The organism is Ruegeria sp. BHSB064, from assembly GCF_059613205.1.
Genome location: NZ_JBXWSB010000018.1, coordinates 15,612 through 35,957, shown reverse-complemented (window position 1 = coordinate 35,957; position 20,346 = coordinate 15,612). Strand labels below are relative to the sequence as shown.

22 protein-coding genes are annotated in these 20,346 nt (G+C 57.2%); 7 read left to right on the top strand and 15 right to left on the bottom strand.

Annotated features, from left to right (window positions below; genetic code table 11):
- Positions 1-132 precede the first annotated feature (132 nt).
- Complete coding sequence (locus AC2FNU_RS06695) at positions 133-780, bottom strand: RluA family pseudouridine synthase (protein WP_496786351.1); 648 nt, start codon at positions 778-780, stop codon at positions 133-135.
- Between the two features lie 92 nt (positions 781-872).
- Here AC2FNU_RS06695 and AC2FNU_RS06690 point away from each other — a divergent pair, with 92 nt between their 5' ends.
- Both AC2FNU_RS06690 and AC2FNU_RS06685 read left to right on the top strand, forming a co-directional pair.
- Positions 873-1,283, top strand: a complete 411-nt coding sequence (locus AC2FNU_RS06690; protein WP_496786350.1) for a nuclear transport factor 2 family protein — start codon at positions 873-875, stop codon at positions 1,281-1,283.
- Between the two features lie 2 nt (positions 1,284-1,285).
- The gene (locus tag AC2FNU_RS06685; RefSeq protein ID WP_496786346.1) at positions 1,286-1,996 is read left to right on the top strand and encodes an SGNH/GDSL hydrolase family protein; all 711 of its coding nucleotides are present in this window, start codon (positions 1,286-1,288) and stop codon (positions 1,994-1,996) included.
- On the opposite strand, the gene rarD is transcribed toward AC2FNU_RS06685, so the two are convergent.
- From rarD to AC2FNU_RS06620, 13 genes are all read right to left on the bottom strand, one after another.
- Positions 1,987-2,892, bottom strand: a complete 906-nt coding sequence (gene rarD / locus AC2FNU_RS06680) for an EamA family transporter RarD (protein ID WP_496786344.1) — start codon at positions 2,890-2,892, stop codon at positions 1,987-1,989. The two genes, AC2FNU_RS06685 and rarD, sit on opposite strands and share 10 nt — an antisense overlap.
- A gap of 264 nt (positions 2,893-3,156) precedes the next feature.
- Positions 3,157-5,610 carry a GcvT family protein gene (locus AC2FNU_RS06675; protein WP_496786342.1) on the bottom strand — a complete coding sequence of 818 codons (2,454 nt, stop codon included), beginning with the start codon at positions 5,608-5,610 and terminating at the stop codon, positions 3,157-3,159.
- Between the two features lie 90 nt (positions 5,611-5,700).
- Positions 5,701-6,678: a GlxA family transcriptional regulator gene (locus AC2FNU_RS06670; protein ID WP_496786340.1), complete on the bottom strand. Its 978-nt coding sequence runs from the start codon at positions 6,676-6,678 to the stop codon at positions 5,701-5,703.
- An 8-nt stretch (positions 6,679-6,686) separates the two neighbouring features.
- Positions 6,687-7,580: a homocysteine S-methyltransferase family protein gene (locus AC2FNU_RS06665; protein WP_496786338.1), complete on the bottom strand. Its 894-nt coding sequence runs from the start codon at positions 7,578-7,580 to the stop codon at positions 6,687-6,689.
- Between the two features lie 11 nt (positions 7,581-7,591).
- Positions 7,592-8,644 (bottom strand): alcohol dehydrogenase family protein, encoded by a 1,053-nt coding sequence (locus AC2FNU_RS06660; protein WP_496786336.1) that lies wholly within the window; start codon positions 8,642-8,644, stop codon positions 7,592-7,594.
- A gap of 1 nt (position 8,645) precedes the next feature.
- Positions 8,646-9,122 carry a cupin domain-containing protein gene (locus AC2FNU_RS06655; protein WP_496786334.1) on the bottom strand — a complete coding sequence of 159 codons (477 nt, stop codon included), beginning with the start codon at positions 9,120-9,122 and terminating at the stop codon, positions 8,646-8,648.
- A gap of 18 nt (positions 9,123-9,140) precedes the next feature.
- Positions 9,141-11,588: a GcvT family protein gene (locus tag AC2FNU_RS06650; protein WP_496786332.1), complete on the bottom strand. Its 2,448-nt coding sequence runs from the start codon at positions 11,586-11,588 to the stop codon at positions 9,141-9,143.
- Between the two features lie 16 nt (positions 11,589-11,604).
- Positions 11,605-11,985, bottom strand: a complete 381-nt coding sequence (locus AC2FNU_RS06645) for a GFA family protein (RefSeq protein ID WP_496786330.1) — start codon at positions 11,983-11,985, stop codon at positions 11,605-11,607.
- Positions 11,986-11,989: 4 nt separating this feature from the next.
- On the bottom strand, positions 11,990-12,613 hold the full coding sequence (locus AC2FNU_RS06640) for a LysE family translocator (RefSeq protein ID WP_496786328.1): 624 nt from the start codon (positions 12,611-12,613) through the stop codon (positions 11,990-11,992).
- The gene (locus tag AC2FNU_RS06635; RefSeq protein ID WP_496786326.1) at positions 12,613-13,182 is read right to left on the bottom strand and encodes a helix-turn-helix domain-containing protein; all 570 of its coding nucleotides are present in this window, start codon (positions 13,180-13,182) and stop codon (positions 12,613-12,615) included. The genes AC2FNU_RS06640 and AC2FNU_RS06635 overlap by 1 nt, the downstream gene beginning before the upstream one ends.
- A gap of 156 nt (positions 13,183-13,338) precedes the next feature.
- Positions 13,339-13,872 carry a GNAT family N-acetyltransferase gene (locus tag AC2FNU_RS06630; protein WP_496786324.1) on the bottom strand — a complete coding sequence of 178 codons (534 nt, stop codon included), beginning with the start codon at positions 13,870-13,872 and terminating at the stop codon, positions 13,339-13,341.
- A 99-nt stretch (positions 13,873-13,971) separates the two neighbouring features.
- The gene (locus AC2FNU_RS06625) at positions 13,972-14,427 is read right to left on the bottom strand and encodes a GAF domain-containing protein (protein WP_496786322.1); all 456 of its coding nucleotides are present in this window, start codon (positions 14,425-14,427) and stop codon (positions 13,972-13,974) included.
- A 73-nt stretch (positions 14,428-14,500) separates the two neighbouring features.
- Positions 14,501-15,673 (bottom strand): thiolase family protein, encoded by a 1,173-nt coding sequence (locus tag AC2FNU_RS06620; protein ID WP_496786320.1) that lies wholly within the window; start codon positions 15,671-15,673, stop codon positions 14,501-14,503.
- A gap of 103 nt (positions 15,674-15,776) precedes the next feature.
- On the opposite strand from AC2FNU_RS06620, the gene AC2FNU_RS06615 reads away from it, so the two are divergent.
- The 3 genes from AC2FNU_RS06615 to ggt all read left to right on the top strand — a co-directional run bounded on the left by AC2FNU_RS06615 (position 15,777) and on the right by ggt (position 18,379).
- Entirely contained in the window at positions 15,777-16,115 is a 339-nt protein-coding gene (locus AC2FNU_RS06615; protein ID WP_496786318.1) for an STAS domain-containing protein, read from the top strand.
- A gap of 15 nt (positions 16,116-16,130) precedes the next feature.
- Positions 16,131-16,586 carry an ATP-binding protein gene (locus tag AC2FNU_RS06610; RefSeq protein WP_496786316.1) on the top strand — a complete coding sequence of 152 codons (456 nt, stop codon included), beginning with the start codon at positions 16,131-16,133 and terminating at the stop codon, positions 16,584-16,586.
- Positions 16,587-16,801: 215 nt separating this feature from the next.
- The gene (gene ggt, locus AC2FNU_RS06605) at positions 16,802-18,379 is read left to right on the top strand and encodes a gamma-glutamyltransferase (RefSeq protein WP_496786314.1); all 1,578 of its coding nucleotides are present in this window, start codon (positions 16,802-16,804) and stop codon (positions 18,377-18,379) included.
- A gap of 35 nt (positions 18,380-18,414) precedes the next feature.
- Here ggt and hspQ read toward each other — a convergent pair whose 3' ends face one another.
- Entirely contained in the window at positions 18,415-18,741 is a 327-nt protein-coding gene (gene hspQ, locus AC2FNU_RS06600; protein WP_117872061.1) for a heat shock protein HspQ, read from the bottom strand.
- Positions 18,742-18,821: 80 nt separating this feature from the next.
- Here hspQ and AC2FNU_RS06595 point away from each other — a divergent pair, with 80 nt between their 5' ends.
- On the top strand, positions 18,822-19,703 hold the full coding sequence (locus AC2FNU_RS06595; protein ID WP_496786312.1) for an AEC family transporter: 882 nt from the start codon (positions 18,822-18,824) through the stop codon (positions 19,701-19,703).
- A gap of 60 nt (positions 19,704-19,763) precedes the next feature.
- Positions 19,764-20,345: a transglycosylase SLT domain-containing protein gene (locus AC2FNU_RS06590; protein ID WP_496786310.1), complete on the top strand. Its 582-nt coding sequence runs from the start codon at positions 19,764-19,766 to the stop codon at positions 20,343-20,345.
- Position 20,346 lies beyond the last annotated feature (1 nt).

Sequence of the window (20,346 nt, the reverse complement as noted above, 5' to 3'; positions counted from 1 at the left end):
TATCACCTTCTGCTCCAACACCCGTTTGTCAGGTGCGTTTGGTTTTCCTCAGTATATCACGGCAAGAGTGTTAGGTCTCAAGCAACAATCAGGTGAGAACGGCAATTAGCTGCCAACCGGTGTGCGAATTCTTCAGAAATCGGCCCCGGCCCGAAATTTCATCGAAAGCCCGCCTTCGGGGTGCTTCAGGCGCAGCTCTTCCGAATGCAGCATCAGCCTTGGGAAATCCGTTGCAGCACCCGTTGCATAAAACGGGTCACCCAGAATCGGATGACCCAACGCCTGCATGTGAACGCGCAGTTGATGAGATCGACCGGTTTTGGGAAACAGGCGCACACGCGTTGTGTCATATTCATGTTTTACAACACGCCAATCGGTGATCGCAGGTTTGCCCGTATCATGACAGACCATTTGCTTGGGTCGATTGGGCCAGTCTACAATCAAAGGCAGGTCCACGGTGCCGGTCTTTGGCTCCAACCGTCCCCAGACACGGGCGACGTAAGTTTTGCGTGTCTGACGCTGTTCGAACTGCATACTCAGGTTGCGCTGTGCATGGGGCGTTAGGGCAAAAACCATGACACCGGATGTATCCCGGTCCAGCCGATGCACCAGCAATGCCTGAGGAAACGCCGCCTGCACCCGCGTCAAAAGACAATCCGCCAGATGTTCTCCACGCCCCGGCACCGAAAGCAGACCAGACGGTTTGTTCACCACAATCAGTTGCGCGTCTTCATGCAGCACGTCCAGCGGGGTTTGAGGGGGGGCATAGATCTCGCTCATGCGGGCCTGCCTATCGCAGCCCGCCCCCTCCCGCAACGTCGTCCTTGCCTGTGGCCCGATGTTCAGAGACCTTCTGCACAGGAGGAAACGACATGCACCCCACAATCGAACGAATGCGAGAGGTTGTCGCCAAAGGCGATGAAGCCCTGATCCATGCGCTGCTGGCCGAGAACGTCCGATTCCTGCCCCCGACCTATTACAGCACCTGGACCGGATGCGCGCCGGTTGCCGCCGTTCTGGGGCATGTCGGTCAGGTGTTTTCTGACTTCCGCTATCGCCGCATCATGGGCGAAGGCAAAGACTGGGCGTTGGAATTTGAATGCAAGGTCGGCGATCTTGATGGGATCGGGGTGGATCTGATCACGCTAAACGACGACGGTTTGATCCAGACCTTCGAGGTCGCCATGCGCCCCTATAAGACAGTGGGTGCCCTACGAGAAGCGATGATGGCGCGCGTGATGACCGACGCACGGTTTCTCAAGTTCAAAGATGCCCTGAGCTGATCATGCGCGGTTTGATTGCAGCCGATCAGGTCCTGCGCATTCCCCTGCTGCCGGTTCTGGCAGCACAGGGCCTGTCAGTGCGGCGCAACGCTCAGATGTTGCCAGAGCCGACGGGCCCCCGGAGTGGCCGATCAGGTCGTGGACCACGCTTGCGCCTGCTCATCTGCGGCGACAGTTCGGCGGCTGGTGTTGGCGCCGGAACCCAAGGGCAGGCTCTGTCAGGGCAGTTGGTCGACCGGCTGGCCAAACATTATTCGGTCGAGTGGCAATTGGAAGCAACCACAGGGCACACAACGCTGGACGCAATCGACCGCCTGAAAAACGTACAAGGCGAATTCGACGCAGTTGTCACGGCCCTCGGCGTCAATGACGTGACCCGTGCCGTGACATCCCAACAGTTTGCGCACCGCCAATCGCAGCTCATCACTGCTCTGTCCAACGATCTGGGCGCACGACGCATTGTCGTCACCGGAGTTCCACAAATGAACAGGTTTCCGGCGTTACCTGACCCGTTAGCGTGGGTTCTCGGTCGCCAGGCTGCCAGGCTGGACCAGGCGCTGCAGCAGGTTGTATCTGCCCATCCTAATGTCAAACATCTGAAGCTGGACCTGCCGGATGACCCGGCACTCGCGGCCCCGGATGGCTATCACCCCAGCCCACGCGCCTACGCCCTTTGGGCGGATGCCGCGGCGCAACTGTTGCGTCAGGCCTGAGCCCGCGCCTGCCGGATCATCGGGATCGAATAGACAATCAATGCCGCCCAGATCAGCGGGAAAGCAATCATCCGACCTGTGTCGATCTTTTCGCCAAACACAGTGATTGCTGTTACGAAAATCATGGTCGGTGCGATGTATTGCAGGATACCCATTGTAGACAGTCGCACCAGCTTGGCACCGTTTGCATAGACCAGCAGGGGCACAGCCGTCACAATGCCGGCGCAGGACAACAGTAAAGTATCTGACAGTCCCACACCAAAATGCCCCGTACCCTGCACGCCCAGAAATGTGACGTAGACCAAAGCCGGAATCAAAAGGATCAGCACCTCAAGCAGGAAGCCTTGATTGGGTCCGATTGGCAGGGATCGTTTGAAAAACGCATAAAACCCCCAACTGACCATCAGGCCAAGCGCGGCCCATGGCAAACGGCCCGCCTCGAACACCAGAACCAGAACACCCAATGACGCCAGCCCTACGGCGATCAGTTGCATGCGCGTCAGTGGCTCACGCAGCAAAATCGCGCCAAGCGCAATGCTGAACAGCGGGTTTATGTAATATCCAAGCGCGGCATCCAAAGCATGGCCGGTTGAGATCGCCCAGACATAAATCGCCCAGTTCACAGTGATCAACGCAGCCGTCAAGGCCGCCATTCCCAACATCTTCGGGTTACCCAGCGCAGCCTTGAGATCGCGAGTGCGCCCCAAAATGACCAGCAACAACCCGGCCACCGGAACAGACCAGATGATGCGATGGGCCACGACTTCGACCGGACCAATATGGTCCAGCGCTTTCAGGTAGAGCGGCAAAAACCCCCAAAGGACATAAGCGGTTACCGCCAGCGCCAGACCCTTGGGTGTGTCGGAATTCTGAGAGGGAATAGGCGTGTCTGCCACGGCAAATCTCCGGTTGATACCGGACACATTTACGGCAGTTCACATCAGCTTGAAAACTCCGAAAACCGTGAAGTCACACATAACGAATAGTGATGGGTCGATCTCGGAGGTCGCGTTGAAACTCATGTTGGCGCAGCGAGGCGCTGCCTCGCGCTCTAAGGTATTTTTTGCCAGATGAACAAGGGATCCCTCATTCATCTGGCCCTAAATACCTCGGGGGAGTCGCCCGGAACGGGCGGCGGGGGCAGAGCCCCCTTACCCGAGTTAGACTTTCACACGATCGGATTTCGGGTCGTACATTGGCTTGAGCGAAGCTTCCGCTTTGACCTTTACCCCGCAGACGTCGATCTCATAAGAAGATGCCAGAACGTCCGCAGCCTTTTCGCCTTCGCACGGGACATAACCCAGACCAATGGCACCACCCAGCGTATGGCCATAGTTGCCTGAACTCAGGTAACCCACATATTCGCCATCGCGGACAATTGGCTCGTTATGGAACAGCAACGGTTCAGCGTCTGTCAACTTGAACTGCACCAGCCGATTTTTGGGACCGCTTTCCTTGCGCGCAATCACGGCTTCCCGACCGATGAAGTCGCTGCCTTTGTCGACCTTGACCGCAAAGCCCAGGCCCGCATCAACCACGTGATCCTCGCACGTGATGTCATGGCCAAAATGGCGGAAACCTTTTTCGATCCTACAGCTGTCCATCATATGCATCCCGCACAGTTTCAGACCCATATCCTGTCCGGCCTCGTGCAGGGTTTCGAAAACATGACCCGCCATATCTGAAGAGACATAGATCTCCCATCCCAGCTCGCCCACATACGTGACACGATGGGCGCGGGCCAAGCCCATGCCGATCTCGATCTCCTGCGCGGTGCCGAACGGGTTGGTCGCGTTGGTGAAATCATTGGGTGACACTTTCTCCAGCAGAGCACGCGAGTTGGGCCCCATGACCGCCAGAACGCCTTCACCCGCCGTGACATCCGTGATCACCACATTAAAACTGCCCGCGTTGCGCATCATCCATGTTTGGTCTGCCAGACGGGTCGCAGCAGGGGTCACAACCAGATACGCGGTTTCGGTCAGGCGCGTGACCGTGACGTCCGCCTCAATCCCGCCTGTGCTGTTCAGAAACTGCGTGTAGACGATCTTGCCATTGGGGACCGAGTAGTCGCCGCCGCCGATATAGTTCATGAATTTTTTGGCATCAGGACCTTCGACACGAATCTTGCCGAAAGAAGACATGTCATACATGCCCACATTCTCGCGCACGGCGCGGTGTTCAGCAGCCGAGTTTTCGAACCAGTTCTGGCGCTTCCAGCTGTACTGGTATTTCCGCTCCTGACCTTGATCCGCGAACCAGTTGGCGCGTTCCCAACCGGCCAACTCGCCCATGACAGCCCCTTGCTCCAGAAGGTGGTGGTGGAACGGCGTCCGACGCACACCGCGGGCAGTGGCTTTTTGGCGATAGGGGTAGTGGTCGGCATAGAGCAGCCCCAGCGTCTCTTTCGAGCGTTCGAACAGATATTGCTTATTGCCCTGGAACGGTTGCATCCGGCTGACGTCTACGTCGCCAAGGTCAAAAGGTTTCTCACCCGTGTCCATCCATTCAGCCAGCGCCATACCCGCGCCACCGGCGGATTGGATGCCGATCGAATTGAACCCGGCGGCGACCCATACATTATCCATCTCGGGTGCCAGACCCAGATGGTAAGCGTCGTCCGGAGTGAACGATTCCGGGCCGTTGAAGAATGTATGAATGCCAGCCTCGGCCAGCATCGGCATCCGCTCGCAAGCTGCTTCGAGGATGGGTTCGAAATGGTCGAAATCCTCGGGCAACTGGTCGAATTCGAACGTGTCCGGGATGCCATCCATTGCCCAGGGTTTGGCGTTGGGTTCGAACGCACCCAGCAGGATTTTACCTGCATCTTCTTTGTAATACGCGCACTCATCAGGCACGCGCAGCACTGGTAGTTGGGTCAGGCCGTCGATATTTTCGGTCACGATATAGAAATGCTCGCACGCATGAAGCGGCACGTTGGTGCCCGCCATGCGGCCGACCTCATGACCCCACATCCCGGCGCAGTTCACTACCATGTCGCATTCGATGTGGCCCGAGGCACTGCCGTCATCCGCGATCCAATTCACCCTGGTGACAGAACGGCCCTGCTTGACGATGTCTGTGACTTTGACGCGTTCCTTAACTACTGCGCCGCGCTGCCGCGCACCTTTGGCCAGCGCCAGCGCGATATTGGCGGGATCGCCCTGCCCGTCCAGCGGCAGGTAAACGGCCCCTTTGATACCGTCGAGATTGATGTGCGGGTACAGTTCTTGCACCCGCTCATTTGAGATCTCGTCGACCTCTACGCCAAAGGCGCGGGCCATGGCCGCCTGACGGTAGATCTCTTCCTTGCGCTCTTCGGTCAGGGCGACAGTGATGGACCCACAGCGCTTGAACCCGGTGGCAACACCGGTTTCTTGTTCCAAAGATCCGTAAAGCTCCTGGCTGTACTTCGCCAGCTTGGTCATGTTTGCAGTGGCCCGCAACTGCGCGATCAAACCGGCTGCGTGCCAGGTGGTGCCGCTGGTCAGCTGTTTACGTTCAAGCAGTACGACATCTTTCCAACCCTTTTTGGTCAGGTGATAGGCGACCGAGCATCCGATGACGCCGCCGCCAATAATGACCACTCGGGCCTTGCTGGGAAGATCAACCATTGTGACGACTCCGCTAGTGTTTGGTTTTGGGCAGAATGCCACGAAGGATCGACAAGAAATGCACCAAAAGCGTCTCGATGTCAGAGAAAATCATCTTTGTGTGGTCTGACGCCTGTCCCGTCTCATGACAAACGGTGTGACCCCGAAGAAGCTTTTGTAAACTGATGAAAACCCGTTGGGGAACCCGCAAGCCATCCCAATCTCGCGTACGCTCATTGTTGTGTTCATCAACAGGTTATTGGCCTTGGCCAAACGCATTTCGCGATAAAACCCGTTGGGAGTTGTGCCGAAGAAGGATTTGAATTTACGTTCCAGCGACCGGTTTGAAAGGTTCAATTCCTCGACAAGCTGGCGGATGGGCAAGGGATCTTCGATATTCTCTTGCATCAGCTTGATACACTGATCCAGCTTGGCATCGCCGGTGGCAGTGGTTTTTGCCCCGGAAAACGGCTGCATGGATGAGAAATCGCGAATCTGCTCATGCAGCATGATATCGGCGACCGTCATTTTGGCTGGCCCCGAAATGTGCCGCCCGATAACCGCCAGCGCAATGTCAGCTGTGGCGCTCATACCTGCACAGGTCACTACGGGTCCGTTCTCGGTCGCAATCAAGAGCTTCGCCTCGAACCGGGCACCACGTTCGCGCAGAAAAGAGGCATTTTCCCAATGGGTTGCCAGATCTTCCGTGCCCTGTTCATTTATGTAACGACTGGCCGCTTCAGACAGCAAAAAGACCTGTGCGCCACGGAAAGTATAGTCCGATACGATACGGCCCAACGACAGGTCAGGCTGATCCGGATCCGTGTTGCCGATAACGAAAAAATAGTCAGCCGTGGGCTGCGAGGGCACTTTTGAGGTCGAAACAAAAGCGTCACTGCTGCTGGCCACATCACCGCCGCGTAACGACCGATAAGTATAGGTGAAAGGCGGCGAGGCACAGACTCGGTTTGCCACCCGCAGAACGTCCACAAGCGAGGCGAGTTCAAGCAACACAAATCCCGGCGCGACAAGAATGTCGAAATGCCGGATCGTTTGCTTCAAACCTCTTTGCGCCACCTCACCTGCCATCTGTGTGCTCAGACGATATTGTGTCCGGCTGCCCGCAACCGGGTGGCGAGCGTTTCGATGTGCTCCGGTCCGATTTCACAGCATCCGCCGACAATCGTTGCCCCCTGATCGACCCATCCCATGACATGATCCGCGTATGCATCGGGACCAAGATCATGGCGTTGTTCCAAGGCGTCCACCGTAGGCGCATCTTCGAGGAACCCGGCTGAGATATGCGTGAACCCATTTGCATAGGCCCCAAATGGCAGGGACATGCCAGACAGGATGTCTAACGCCGCCGGGATCGCTTCGGGGCGCGAGCAATTGATCAACAGCGCGTCCGGCGCGTACGTTTTGACCAACGGCGCTATGTCCGCCAGGGGCTCACCCGACCTGAGACGGGTGCCGTCGTCATCGTTGACTGAAAGAGACAGCCAAACCGGCTTGCCACATCCCGATGTTCCCCGCAGCGCGCCCTCGGCTTCAAGCACCGAAGACACCGTCTCGATGAGAAACAGATCCACCCAATCCGCCATAAGGCTGACCAATTCCGCAAATTTTTCGCCCGCATCAATTGGGTCGGGCTTCAGGTCAGGCCGGTATGTAGCAAGCAAAGGCCCCAGAGAACCCGCGACTCGCCCCCGTGTTCCATTGCACGCGGCTTGTGCTTGTGACAAGGCCGCATCAACAAGGGGCTCCAACTGATCTTCGATGTCTTCGAACCGCAGTCGGGACCGGTGAACCGCATAAGTATTCGTTGTCGCTATTGTCGCGCCGCACCTGAAATACTCTTCGTGTACATCGCGCACCAGCTCGGGGCGATCAATCATGACCCGAGTTGACCAGAGCGCTGTTGGCTTATCGCCGCTGCGCTTGACCAGTTCCTGGCCGATTGAACCATCCAAGAGGGTGATATCTGTCATGTCATTGCTCCTCAGGGGATCAGCACCAGCTTGCCCGGAAAGGTCTTGGATTGGAAATCCGATTGCGCCAGTGCGATTTCCTTTAGCGGATAGGTGCGCGAGATCAACGGCCGGATCCGCCCGGCATTCATCAACTCGACAAGGCGGCCAAATACTTCGGGCGCCTGATGCGTACAGCCATGAATGGTAATGTCGCGCAGGTAGATATCCCTCAGATCCGCCTGCACGATTGGGCCGGCAATTGCGCCTGACACGGCATAGTGTCCACCGGGTTTCAGCGACAGGATCAACGATGCCCACGCGGGTCCGCCAACCACATCAATCACCACGTCGAACATGTCATGCGGCAACGGTTCATCACGCTCGAAGGTTCCTGCGGCACCCTGGGATTTCACGACCTCAGATTTAGCGGACCCCGTGACACCCCAGACAGTGGCCCCGCGTAACACAGCAAGCTGCACAGCGGCCAGACCGACACCACCAGACGCGCCAGTGATCAGGACCTTTTGGCCCGATGTGACACCTGCGCGGGTCAGCAGGTTTTCAGCGGTCCCAAAAGCGCAGGGGATGGCTGCGATTTCAACGTCGGACAAAGGCGATGCGCTCACGTCGTACAGATCATCCGCCTCTACCAGACAGTATTGGGCAAACGCCCCGTCGATTTCGGACCCCAAAGCAATAAAGCCCTGAGGGTGACCGGGACGCGGACGCGGCAAGTTGATCGGGCAGGTCACGCGTTGGCCCAGGCTGAAATGAGCCCTGTCGCCCACTGCCTCGACGATACCGCACAAATCCCCACCCTGAATGCGCGGGAAATACAAGGCACCACCCCACCCGCCGGCTTCGACGTCCTGATCCACAGCATCCGTAGCGCCGGTCACATCCGAAGAGTACCAGCCGACCCGCGTGTTGATGTCCGTGTTGTTCACACCGGCAGCGGCAACCCGCACAAGGACCTGCCCGGGACCGGGCTTTGGCACTGGAATATCGTCACGCCATTCCAACACTTCGGGTCCACCGTGACCCGTCAGATAGACACCATACATGGTATTTGGGATAGCCATTTCAGACCTCATCATCCGGATGCGGCGGGACGGGACCCATGGGAACGATGTCGTAGCGCGCATTGATCTCGGCCATCTTGGCCTCGTCCGCAAAGTCCGCATCGGTCATCATTGCGAGTTCGGCAAGGAACCCATCAAACCCTGACGGCTGAAAGATCATGAGCATCTTGGCTGGCGCATCACCTACGACACGGCAGGCATGCGGTACTCCGGGCGGCACATGCATCGTGGTGCCCTGCCCGCATCGATGCCAGTCGCCGTCGACGTAAAAGTCAACTTCGCCTTCCAGAAAATAGAAGGTTTCGGCGTGCGTATCATGACGATGAAGGCCAAGCGCGAAGCTGGCCTTCAGATTGTCTTCCATGAGCGTGTATGCGCCATCTGTGTCCTGACCTGACACCTTCACGAAGGTATGGTCATTTTCCCAGTCATAGTTGGGGCCCTCACCGGGCCCCAGTTTGGCGTATCGTTTGCTCATGGTGGTCTCCGCAAGAGGTTAAGCGCGCAACCGCTCGTTCTCGGGATCCCAGAGCGGTTGATCCTGCTCTACCACAGCGCGGCACTTTTGGCCGTAGATTTCGACCTCAAGCTCGGTACCCGGGTTCGCAAGCTCAGCCTTGATCATGCCCAGAGCGATGGATTTGCCGACACGGTACCCCCATGCACCCGAGGTGGTTTCACCGACAATCTCATCGCCCTGCCAGATGCAAGACATATAAGGCGCGTCGCAATCGCCCGCCTCAACACTCAGGGTGACGAACGACTTCTTCACGCCTTGCTGCTTCTCGTTCAGGATCGCGGCCTTGCCGGGGAAGTCTTGCGGCTTGTCCAGTTTGACGAACCGCTCCAGACCCCCTTCAAGCAGCGAGTAATCGGTCGACAAATCGCCCTTCCACGCGCGGTAGCCCTTTTCGATCCGCAGAGAGTTCAGCGCATACATGCCGAACGGCTTGGCCCCTGCATCGATGATCGCGTCATAGATCGCAGGCATGTCCGCGTTGAGCGCGTGAACTTCCCAGCCCAACTCACCAGCAAAGGACACGCGGATCAGGTGGGCCGGTTGGCCAGCCACAGTGGCGGCCTGATGGGTCAGCCAGCCAGATGACAGATCGGCGTCGGTCAGACCCGACAGGATCTCACGCGATTTCGGGCCTGTGACGATCAGAGTGTCGCGGGTTGTGGTGACGTCCTCAACCGACACGCTGGCAGGCATTGCGTTCACCAGAATATCGCGGTCATGCCATTGCGCGGTTGCTGCAGTGATCATGACGAATTCATCCTCGCCCAGACGCAGACAGGACATTTCGGTCAGGATGCGGCCCCGGTCATCCGAAATGTAGACCAGATTGATACGGCCCACTTTAGGCAATCCACCTGTGATCAGACCGCGCAACGCCTCGGCAGCGCCTTCGCCTTTGACCATGAAACGCGAGAACCCCGGCAGATCAAGCACGCCACAATGGTCGCGCACGGCTTCGCATTCTTCTTTGATCCGCTGCTCCCACGGGCCGGAACGCCCCCAGGTATGCGTCGCCTCAAGCGATGTGTCATCGCCCGGCTGCGCGAACCAGTTGGCGCGCTCCCAACCGTTATACACGCCCATCACGCCGCCCAGTTCTTTGACCTTGGCATGGACCGGCGACAGCTTTTTGTCACGCGCGGCAGGCCATTCATGATGCGGGAAGTGCATGGCGTATTCGTTGCCGTAGACTTCCATGCCCTTCTGGTTGCAATAGTCCTGATCGGTGTAATCGGTGTAACGGCGCGGATCGACGGCCCACATATCCCATTCGGTCGCCCCATCAACGATCCATTCCGCCAGCACCTTGCCCGCACCACCGCCCTGCGCGATGCCAAAGGTAAAGCTGTGCGCCTCAAATGCGTTTTTCACACCGGGCATCGGACCGATCAGCGGCAGGCCATCAGGCGCGTAGGGGATCGGACCGTTGATTACACGTCCAACGCCCGAGGTTGCCATCAGCGGCACCCGCTCCATCGCGTCGGTCACAATATCCTCAATCCGGTCCAGATCATCGTTCCAAAGCTGGAAGCTGAAATCCTCGGGCATCGGATCGTCTTCGGTCATCCAATGGCCCTTGCAGTTGGGCTCATAGGGGCCGAGGTTGAAGCCGTTCTTCTCCTGCCGCAGATAGTACGAGATATCCACGTCGCGCAGCAGCGGCAGCTTGCCGCCATGCTCTTTCGACCACGCCTCAACCTCGGGGACTTCATCAGTAAGCAGGTATTGGTGGCTCATCACCATGGCAGGCACAGTGCGGCCGCCGAATGGCTTGAACATCTCACCCACGCGCTGCGCATAGTAACCGGCGGCGTTCACCACGTAGTCACAAGCGATGTCGCCTTTGTCCGTGTGTACAGTCCATGTGCCATCGTCATGCTGCGTTACACCGGTCGCAGGACAGAACCGGATGATCTTCTGACCCAGATCGCGCGCGCCTTTGGCCAGCGCCTGCGTCAGCTGGGCCGGATCGATGTCGCCATCGGTCGGGTCGTACAACACGCCCTCCAGGTCATGCGTCTCAAGGAACGGATAGTGCTCTTTGGCCTGTTCCGGGGTCCACATCTCCATCGGGATGCCCTGATAGCGGCCCATGGACATGGCGCGTTCGAACTCTTGCATCCGCTCTTTGCTGTGCGCCAGACGGATGGAACCCGAAACGTGATAATTCATCGGGTAGTCAACCTCTTCGGCCAAGCGCGAATACAGCTCGGTCGAGTAGCGCTGCATGTTCATGATGGCCCATGAGGTCGAGAAGGTCGGCACGTTGCCCGCCGCGTGCCAGGTCGAACCAGCAGTCAGTTCGTTCTTTTCAAGCAGAACGCAGTCGGTCCAGCCCTTCTTGGCCAGATGATACAGGGACGAGCAGCCCACGACGCCGCCACCAATGATGACAACACGGGCCTTGGTTGGAAAATCACTCATGTGTTTTGATCCTCTGTTACTGTGCCCGCTGGGGCAGATCGTCTGAGATGTCGTAGTAGTCACCCTTGTCAGCGACAAAGATGTGCCTTGAGAGTTTCAGGCCCGTAGGTTCGCTGAGCGCGCCCATGGAAATCGAAATCGTGTCTTCGGCATTGTGCTGCCAGAACAGGAAAGAGCCACACTCACTGCAAAAGCCACGCCGCGCGGTATCCGACGCACGGAACCAACGCAGCGTGTCGCTGGCGGTGAAGCTCAGGTTGTCCTGATGGGTCGAGGTCGAGGACCAGATGTGGCCCGACTGCTTGCGGCACTGGCCGCAATGGCAGGCTGAAGGCGGCGACAGTTCTCCGTCGATGGTAAACGCGACCGCGCCGCACAGGCAGGAACCCGTGTGCATACAATTACCCCCTTGCTGCGGGCGTGGAGCTGGCCCCCAGCAACACGCCATAGATGATGAAACAGGTCGCCATCACACGGCGGACCCAGATGTTGAACACAGCCCCTAGTGCCGCCTTGCCCATGAGCGCACCCAGCAGGGTGAACCCGGTATAGCTGAGCGTGGTGATGATCAGTGCCGTGGGTATGATGACTCCCATCTGCTGCCAGATCGGCACGTCGGGCTGCACGAATTGCGAAAAGGCCGCCAGGTACCCTGCCACGCTTTTGGGATTGATCGTCGCCACGGCCAGCGCGTGAAAATAGACATGCCGCGCAGGGCGTTCTGAGGCCGGAGCAGGTTTTGCGGCGTTCATCCAGCCTCGGATACCGACCCATATCAGGAAACCAGCACCAATGAGCTTGGCGATGAAAAATCCAGTTGGTGATGCCGCGATCAAAGCCGTGATACCCAGCGCTGACAGGATCAGGAACGCGCTTGCTTGCGTGAGGATGGCCAGAACACCCAACATCGCCTTGGGGAACGGCAAACTCATCCCGTTTGAAATACAATTAACCGCATTGGGACCTGGGGTGGTTACGAACACCACCCAGAACAACGCGAATATGGTCCAGGCTTCAAAGCTCATCAGTACACCGGTGGTGCAATGACCCAGATCGCCACCGCGGGCTCATCATAGGGGTTAGACCATTGATAAGGTTCGTGTTTGATCCGAAAACTGTCACCCGGACCGACAGTGAAAGCACGCGACCCGATGGTCAGATCCAATCGTCCCGAGATCATGTACCCCACTTCCTGCGTCGGGCGATGGGCGGGGGTCTGCATCTTCGAGTTGGGCTCGAATGTGGAATGTACCATTTCAAAATCGTCGGTCAGATCGGGTGACAGCAGTTCCTCGATCAACCCTTCCTCACCCGACCCCATGGGACGACGTGTGCCCGCACGAACGACATAACCCTTTTCCTCAACCGGAACCGCCGCATGTGCAAACAGCATCGACATCGGCACGCCGAGGCATTCAGCGATCTGACGCAGATCCGAGATCGATGGATCAGACATGTCCCGTTCAACCTGGCTGAGCCATCCAACCGAACGATCAAGGCGGTTCGCGATCTCGGTCAGGGTCAACCCACGCGCCTTGCGCAAGGCCCGCAAGTCAGCACCCAGTGTCGCGCTTTGTGGGGCTTGGCTGTTCACACAGTTGCTCCGAATCTCGTGAAATTTTGCATATGTTTTTCACGATGGGGTAATTTTGTGAAATTTCCAAGCGTTTTTTCATTTGCTCGCCTGCGCCACGTGCGATGCACGTTGCCAGTTTGTGTGCAGAGCGCTGTCACGGCACGGCTGCCAGCCTTACGGCACCATCGGTTGGCCGATTTCGCGGACGTAAATCTCTGCGTCCGCAGACGAGTCGTCGCGCGAAAGCGTAAAACCCGATTTTTGCAAAACGCGGGCAGAGGCCGGGTTGTCGCGTCCAACCCCCGCGACGAGGCGTAGCGCCGGGCCTGAAGTACACGCGGCGACAAATCCGTTCAAAAGCTCTGAGGCAAAGCCTTTGCCCCATTCCGTTTCTGCTATCAGGTAGCCGAGGTGGATCTTCGGCACGGATTTGCGGACAGGTTCCGATGCCAAAATCATGAGGCCGATCAGATGACGGTCATGTCTTTGGCGAACCACCAAAACATCACTTTCTGCGCAACGATCATCAATCCAACGAGATATGCCCCGGTTCTGCACCTGCATGGACGGCGGCAAGGATCTAAGCACCTTTGGAGTTAAAATTGTGATGAGGTCGTCTTCCAGACGTTCACGCAACAACGGATCCCGGAGTTCCTCTCTCCAATGAAATACAGAAAGGCGGCGCGTGAGGAATTGGTCTGGGCCCATACCTGATCCAACCTGTTTGGGGCCGTTGCATTCTATCAGGCACCCGGCAAAATCGAAACATAGCGGTCGATAGTCAGGCGCAAGCCAACCGGCCTTTGGTCAAACCTGAGCGAAGGTCCTGGACAGAATCCCCGACAGGTATTCTGCGTCCTCGGCTGAAAATGCATCCGGTTGATCGCTGTCGATGTCAAAAACCGCAATCACTTCACCGGCAGCATTGTGGACGGGCAAAACCAGTTCGGACCGGGTTGAAGATGCGCACGCAATATGGCCCGGGAAAGCGTCCACGTCCGGGACGAGTTGCACTTCACCCGTCCGGGCGGCAGCCCCACAAACGCCGCGCTCGAACGGAATGACAAGACACCCATGCCCCCCTTGATAAGGGCCGATTTTCAGCAGACCGGGCTCGACGACACGGTAGAATCCAGTCCAGTCAAAACGGTCGTCAGAATGATGTACCTCGCACGCAACGGTCGCCATCAAAGCGACCTGATCCGTTTCGCCTTCGGTCAATGCCGCGATTGTGCTGGTCAGGCTGTTGTAATCGACTTTCATTGGTTCTTATCCGTTAGGGCCGCGCGGGGGCGCTGCCCCCGCACCCCCGGAGTATTTGGAAAAAGATGAAGGGTCAAACGCGTTCGATTGCAATCGCAGTGCCTTCGCCGCCGCCGATGCAGATGGCCGCGACGCCGCGTTTGAGGTCTCGCTTTTCCAGCGCGTTCAACAATGTCACCATGATGCGCGCGCCTGAGGCACCGATAGGATGGCCCAGCGCACAGGCCCCGCCATTCACGTTCACTTTGTCGCGCGGCAAACCCATTTCATGCATGAACGCCATCGGCACAACCGCGAAGGCTTCATTGACCTCCCAAAGATCAACGTCCTCCTTGCTCCACCTGATGCTGGACAAGAGTTTCTGTGCGGCAGGGACAGGCGCAGTGGTGAACAGTCCGGGCGCTTGTGCGTGGCTGGCATGACCCAGAATACGGGCGCGCACCGCCAGCCCTTGCGCTTCGGCGGCTTCGGCCGAAGCCAGAACAAGCGCCGCAGCACCGTCAGAAATCGAGGAGGAGTTGGCAGCCGTCACGGTGCCATCCTTACGAAACGCGGGCTTCAAGGTGGGTATCTTTTCAGGGCGGGCGGATTTTGGTTGTTCGTCTGTGTCCTGCACAACCTCACCCTTTCGCGTGCGAACTGTGACAGACGCAATCTCGTGTTCAAATGCACCGTTTTCCTGCGCCGCAAGGGCATTGGACAGAGATTGGAGCGCATATTCGTCCTGAGCTTCGCGCGTGAACTGATAGGCTTCGGCGCAGTCTTCGGCAAAGGTGCCCATCAGGCGGCCTTTCTCATAGGCGTCCTCAAGCCCGTCGAGGAACATATGATCAACCACCTGACCATGACCAATGCGGGCACCTCCACGCATTTTGGGCAACAGGTACGGGGCATTTGTCATACTCTCCATTCCGCCTGCGACCATTGTGTTCGCGTGACCCAACGCGATCTGGTCAAAGGCTATCATTACCGCTTTCATGCCCGAGCCGCACATCTTGTTCAGCGTGGTTGCCGGAACGTCTTCGCCCAAACCGGCGGCAAAACCAGCCTGACGTGCGGGGGCTTGGCCCTGCCCTGCTGGCAAGACGCAACCCATCAGCACTTCATCAACGGTCGGGGCCCCCGCCTGACTTAACGCAGCCCGGATCGCCTCGCCACCCAGGTCAGCTGCTGCAACCCCATCAAACATGCCCTGAAAGCCTCCCATTGGCGTTCTTGCGGCCCCTGCAATCACAACGTCTTTCATAAGGGTCTTCCTCCTGCTTCCCGGCCCTTGAATACCGAATGGTAAGAATTGGCGTCTAGCGTATTTCTACGACTCATTTTTCAGATTGGAGGACGCCCGGACCATGGGGCTGACCAGCACGTCAAACGGCGCAACGCAAATCATCACTGTTCATACCGATCGGATTGATGCCGCGATGGCCATTCAGTTCAAGGAAGACATGCGTTCGGAAACCGAAACTGGCGCAAACCGGGTTGTCCTGGATCTGTCTGGTGTCGCGTTCATCGATTCCAGCGGTCTGGGTGCGATTGTCGCGTCGATGAAACAGTTGGGCAAAGACCGGCGACTGGATCTGGCCGGACCGCAGCCCGTGGTCGAAAAAGTCTTTCGCCTGACGCGCATGGATACGGTTTTCCGTTTGTTTGCGTCGCTGGATGACGCGCTGTCCGCGCCGGATACATGACCAAGGCAGGAGTGGATGGGCGTGGAGCCAATTTGTAACAAGACCTGTCTGGAACTAAGCTTCCCGGCCACGGACACAGAAGCCAGTGCAGGTATTGCGCAGCTCAGCTGCAGTCTGGCAAATTATGGGTTGCCACCTCATAAAGCCGATGATGTGAAGATTGCTTTGGCTGAAGCGATCAACAACGTGGTGGAACATGCATATAAAGGCATCGCTGCGGCCAAAGTTCAGGTCACGTGTCGACTGGATCGGGATCGGCTGGACATCTTTATTTCGGATACTGGTCATCCGTTGCCTGGCTTCCAGATGCCAGACGGAACGCCCGCTCCGCTGGGGAAAACAACACAAGATCTGCCGGAAGGCGGGTTTGGGTGGTTTCTGATTCACCAACTTACCAGTGACATTCGGTATGAGCGCCGAAATGGGTGCAATCGGCTGTCCCTGCGGTTTAACTTCGGTAAAATCGCCTAATCGGGCTCAATTGGTCACAATAACGCCTTTTTCGAAACATTGTCGCGCCTCAAACAACCGCCATACAGTGACTCGTAGCTCAGATAGCTTCCCTCGGCGCCAATTATCACAGCCCCCACCCAGTGAACGGCGCCGAGGAACTTCTCCCCTGAAATCTCTGGACAATCCCCAATCAGCGAATAGCTTTCCCTTGTTCCAAGGAGAGAGAATACAGCATGCGGGATTTGCATAAACCGGGCCGGTCAGAAGTTTTTGCAACGCAAGGGATGTGCGCAACGTCTCACCCGTTGGCAGCCAAGGTGGCAATCGATATTCTTGAACAGGGTGGCAACGCAATGGACGCCGCGATTGCCGGGGCGGTCCTGCTGGGGATCTGCGAACCGCAGATGACCGGTTTGGGTGGCGATTGCTTTGTTCTTTTCAACCGCGCGGGAGAACATCAAATACGTGCCCTGAATGGCTCGGGCCGATCGCCGGCTGCCGCGCAAGCACAACCTTTGCGCGACCGGGGTTTGTCGTCTGTGCCGTTGAATGGGCCGGATGCGGTGACAATTCCCGGTGCTGTGGATGCGTTCTGCCATCTTGCAGAGACGGAAGGGCGCTTGGGGTTGGACGCGATCCTGACCCCCGCAATTCACTACGCGGACGCAGGCGTTCCGGTTGCGCCCCGCGTTGCGTTTGATTGGAAGATCGGAGCGGCTATCTTGCAAGGCCCAGCGCGCGATCACTACCTGATCAACGGGCAAGTCCCCTCAGTCGGGCAGATCTTTCGCGCGCCAGGTCAGGCCGAAGTGTTGCGTCGGATCGCGCAAGAAGGGCGTGACGCGTTTTATTCTGGCGATATTGCCGAGGACATGATCGCTGCCCTTTCCATTCGGGGCGGAGTTCACACCGCTGAGGATTTTCAAAACACAAAATACACAGTAACGCAGCCAGTGCAGGGCGCCTATCAAGGGGTCAATCTGGTCGAGCATCCGCCAAATGGTCAGGGCGCGACCGCAATTCTGTTGCTCAATATTCTGAAGCATTTTGACGTGGCCAACATGGACCCCTTTGGCGCGGAAAGGGTCCATATCGAGGCTGAGGCCACCAAGCTGGCCTATGATGCGCGCAACCGGTTTATCGCGGATCCTGACCACATGTCCAAAGCGGAACGGTTCCTTGATCCCGAGCTGGCCGCCAAACTGGCCGCGCTTATTGATCCCAAGCGCGCCATGCCTGCGGCAGCACCCCTGACCGAGGCCATTCACAAGGACACCGTCTACATCACCGTTGTGGATCGCGACCAGATGGCGGTTTCGTTGATCTATTCGATTTTCCATAGTTTTGGATCAGGGATCGCCTCGGAAAAGTACGGCATTTTGCTCCAGAACCGAGGTGCTGGCTTCACCTTGGACCCTGGCCATCCAAATGAGTTGGGCGGAGGCAAGCGTCCGATGCACACAATCATTCCGGGGATGCTAACCGAAAATGACCGTGTCATGATGCCCTTTGGTGTGATGGGCGGAGCCTATCAGCCCACCGGCCACGCGCGATTTGTGTCAAACCTCAGGGATTTCGGTCTTGAGCTACAAGAAAGCATCAACGCCCCACGCGCGTTCTTCGACGGATCGGTTCTGAAACTGGAACGCGGCTACCCCGATGATATAGCGAAACAATTGTCAGAAATTGGGCATACTATCGAAGTACCGGAAACTCCACTTGGCGGGGCGCAAGCGATCCGAATCCGAGAAGACGGTATTTTGGAGGGTGCCAGCGACCCGCGCAAGGACGGTTGCGCCCTTGGATACTGAAGCCCACCTACGCGGGCAGGCGCGGTTGGACGACTTTAGTTCAGGTGGAAATGCAGTGGGTACGAGCCGTCCTCGAACGGTCCGAACATATTTGGAATATCGGGGTGCTCAACAGGCTCCCCGGAATAGTCCGCAACCAGATTTTGTTCTGAAACATAAGCAACATAGAAGGATTGGTCGTTCTCAGCCAACAGGTGATAAAACGGTTGCTCTTTGCGCGGACGGCTGTCTTCGGGAATGGCCTGATACCATTCCTCGGTGTTCGAAAATTCTGGATCCACGTCAAAAATCACCCCCCGAAAAGGGTGTTTTTTATGACGAACCACCTGGCCTAAGCCGTATTTTGCACGTGTCTTTAGCATTGTTTCAGCCCCCAAAGCATTTACTACCCGTTTCTGGCCGGAAAAGCCAATCATTGATGTGAAACTCAGGGAAACAGTCTGTGAACCTAATACTGACAGTGTTCGAAATTGCAGCGCCGGTCTTTCTGTTGTCAGGGATTGGCTTTGCCTGGGTAAAGCTGGGATTCGAGTACCGTCTTCAGTTCGTTACCCGGTTTGCTATGACCCTGGCTGTCCCCAGCCTGATCTTCGTGGCTCTGATGCAGACCGAGATTCCGGGTGGCGATCTTACACGTTTCACCGTCGCCACGATCATTGCCAACCTGGTTCTGGCGATCGCTTTCTGGTGCCTCGTCCGCGTTCTAAAGCTTGAACAGCGCACGTATCTTTCACCATTGATTTTCGGCAATACCGGCAATCTGGGCCTGCCGCTATGTATATTTGCTTTTGGACAGGCCGGACTGGGCTATGCTGTCATCTTTCTGGCGGTTACTGCTCTGTTTTCGTTCACCTACGGTATCTACCTTGTGGCGGGCAAAGGGGCCTTTGGTCAGGTCATTCGTCAGCCCATGGTTTGGGCAACGCTTTTGGGGGCACTGTTTCTGTGGCGAGGCTGGGAAACTCCGCTTTTTCTGACAAACACGCTCGACTTGCTGGGGCAAATGGCAGTTCCGATGATGCTTGTAACCGTTGGCGTGGCCATCGCGCGCCTGACGACCCGCAGCTTAGGTCAGGCTGTCTGGCTGTCAGTTCTGAAACTGGTGGTATGTTTCGTCCTCGGTTGGGTGGTCGCTGTCGCGTTTGAACTGGATGCAATCGCCTTTGGCGTTTTGGTTCTGCAAATGTGCACCCCCGTTGCGGTAACTTCTTATCTTCTGGCGGAACGCTTCGAAGCTGACGCGGATGCCGTCGCCGGTATGGTGATGGTATCAACCGTCCTTTCCGTAGCGGCACTGCCTGCCATCCTGGCTATCGTTTTGTAACGATTGTGATTTCATAATCGCTCAATCTGCGCTAGAATGTGCAAAAAAGGCATGAGGCACATGAGCAGAATTCTTATCGTACTCTTCGGGGTGCTGCTTCTGGCATCCTGTGGGGGCGGTTCCAAACAACCGCCCAGCAAATTGAATGACGCGTGCAGCATTGCGCGCGAAAAGCCTGACTATATCAAAGCCTTCAAGAACACCGAGCGTAAATGGGGTATTCCTGTACACGTCCAGATGGCTACGATTTATCAGGAAAGCCGCTATCGCCACGATGCGCGCACCCCGCACAGATACGTTCTGGGCGTCATCCCGATGGGCCGTCAAAGCAGCGCTTATGGCTATGGTCAGGCGCTTGACGGTACGTGGGAGCAATACCAGCGTGAAACCGGAAAACGCCGCGCCAAGCGGGATCGCATTCGCGATGCATCAGACTTTATCGGCTGGTACATGAATAAAAGTTACGAACGTAACGGCATTCACCCGGCAGATACGCGCAATCAATATCTCGCTTATCACGAAGGCCATACCGGATATGCGCGCGGCAGTTACAACAGCAAGTCCTGGTTGTTGAACGTTGCCAGTGACGTGGACGCGCGCGCGCAATTGTATCAGGCGCAATTGGCCAACTGCCGGTACTGAC

Bases quoted from the DNA above. Each gene is read 5' to 3' on its own strand.
- AC2FNU_RS06695 (WP_496786351.1), bottom strand. From the start codon at position 780: ATGAGCGAGATCTATGCCCCCCCTCAAACCCCGCTGGACGTGCTGCAT.
- AC2FNU_RS06690 (WP_496786350.1), top strand. From the start codon at position 873: ATGCACCCCACAATCGAACGAATGCGAGAGGTTGTCGCCAAAGGCGAT.
- AC2FNU_RS06685 (WP_496786346.1), top strand. From the start codon at position 1,286: ATGCGCGGTTTGATTGCAGCCGATCAGGTCCTGCGCATTCCCCTGCTG.
- AC2FNU_RS06675 (WP_496786342.1), bottom strand. From the start codon at position 5,610: ATGGTTGATCTTCCCAGCAAGGCCCGAGTGGTCATTATTGGCGGCGGC.
- AC2FNU_RS06670 (WP_496786340.1), bottom strand. From the start codon at position 6,678: ATGGCAGGTGAGGTGGCGCAAAGAGGTTTGAAGCAAACGATCCGGCAT.
- AC2FNU_RS06665 (WP_496786338.1), bottom strand. From the start codon at position 7,580: ATGACAGATATCACCCTCTTGGATGGTTCAATCGGCCAGGAACTGGTC.
- AC2FNU_RS06660 (WP_496786336.1), bottom strand. From the start codon at position 8,644: ATGGCTATCCCAAATACCATGTATGGTGTCTATCTGACGGGTCACGGT.
- AC2FNU_RS06655 (WP_496786334.1), bottom strand. From the start codon at position 9,122: ATGAGCAAACGATACGCCAAACTGGGGCCCGGTGAGGGCCCCAACTAT.
- AC2FNU_RS06650 (WP_496786332.1), bottom strand. From the start codon at position 11,588: ATGAGTGATTTTCCAACCAAGGCCCGTGTTGTCATCATTGGTGGCGGC.
- AC2FNU_RS06645 (WP_496786330.1), bottom strand. From the start codon at position 11,985: ATGCACACGGGTTCCTGCCTGTGCGGCGCGGTCGCGTTTACCATCGAC.
- AC2FNU_RS06640 (WP_496786328.1), bottom strand. From the start codon at position 12,613: ATGAGCTTTGAAGCCTGGACCATATTCGCGTTGTTCTGGGTGGTGTTC.
- AC2FNU_RS06630 (WP_496786324.1), bottom strand. From the start codon at position 13,872: ATGGGCCCAGACCAATTCCTCACGCGCCGCCTTTCTGTATTTCATTGG.
- AC2FNU_RS06625 (WP_496786322.1), bottom strand. From the start codon at position 14,427: ATGAAAGTCGATTACAACAGCCTGACCAGCACAATCGCGGCATTGACC.
- AC2FNU_RS06620 (WP_496786320.1), bottom strand. From the start codon at position 15,673: ATGAAAGACGTTGTGATTGCAGGGGCCGCAAGAACGCCAATGGGAGGC.
- AC2FNU_RS06615 (WP_496786318.1), top strand. From the start codon at position 15,777: ATGGGGCTGACCAGCACGTCAAACGGCGCAACGCAAATCATCACTGTT.
- AC2FNU_RS06610 (WP_496786316.1), top strand. From the start codon at position 16,131: ATGGGCGTGGAGCCAATTTGTAACAAGACCTGTCTGGAACTAAGCTTC.
- ggt (WP_496786314.1), top strand. From the start codon at position 16,802: ATGCGGGATTTGCATAAACCGGGCCGGTCAGAAGTTTTTGCAACGCAA.
- hspQ (WP_117872061.1), bottom strand. From the start codon at position 18,741: ATGCTAAAGACACGTGCAAAATACGGCTTAGGCCAGGTGGTTCGTCAT.
- AC2FNU_RS06590 (WP_496786310.1), top strand. From the start codon at position 19,764: ATGAGCAGAATTCTTATCGTACTCTTCGGGGTGCTGCTTCTGGCATCC.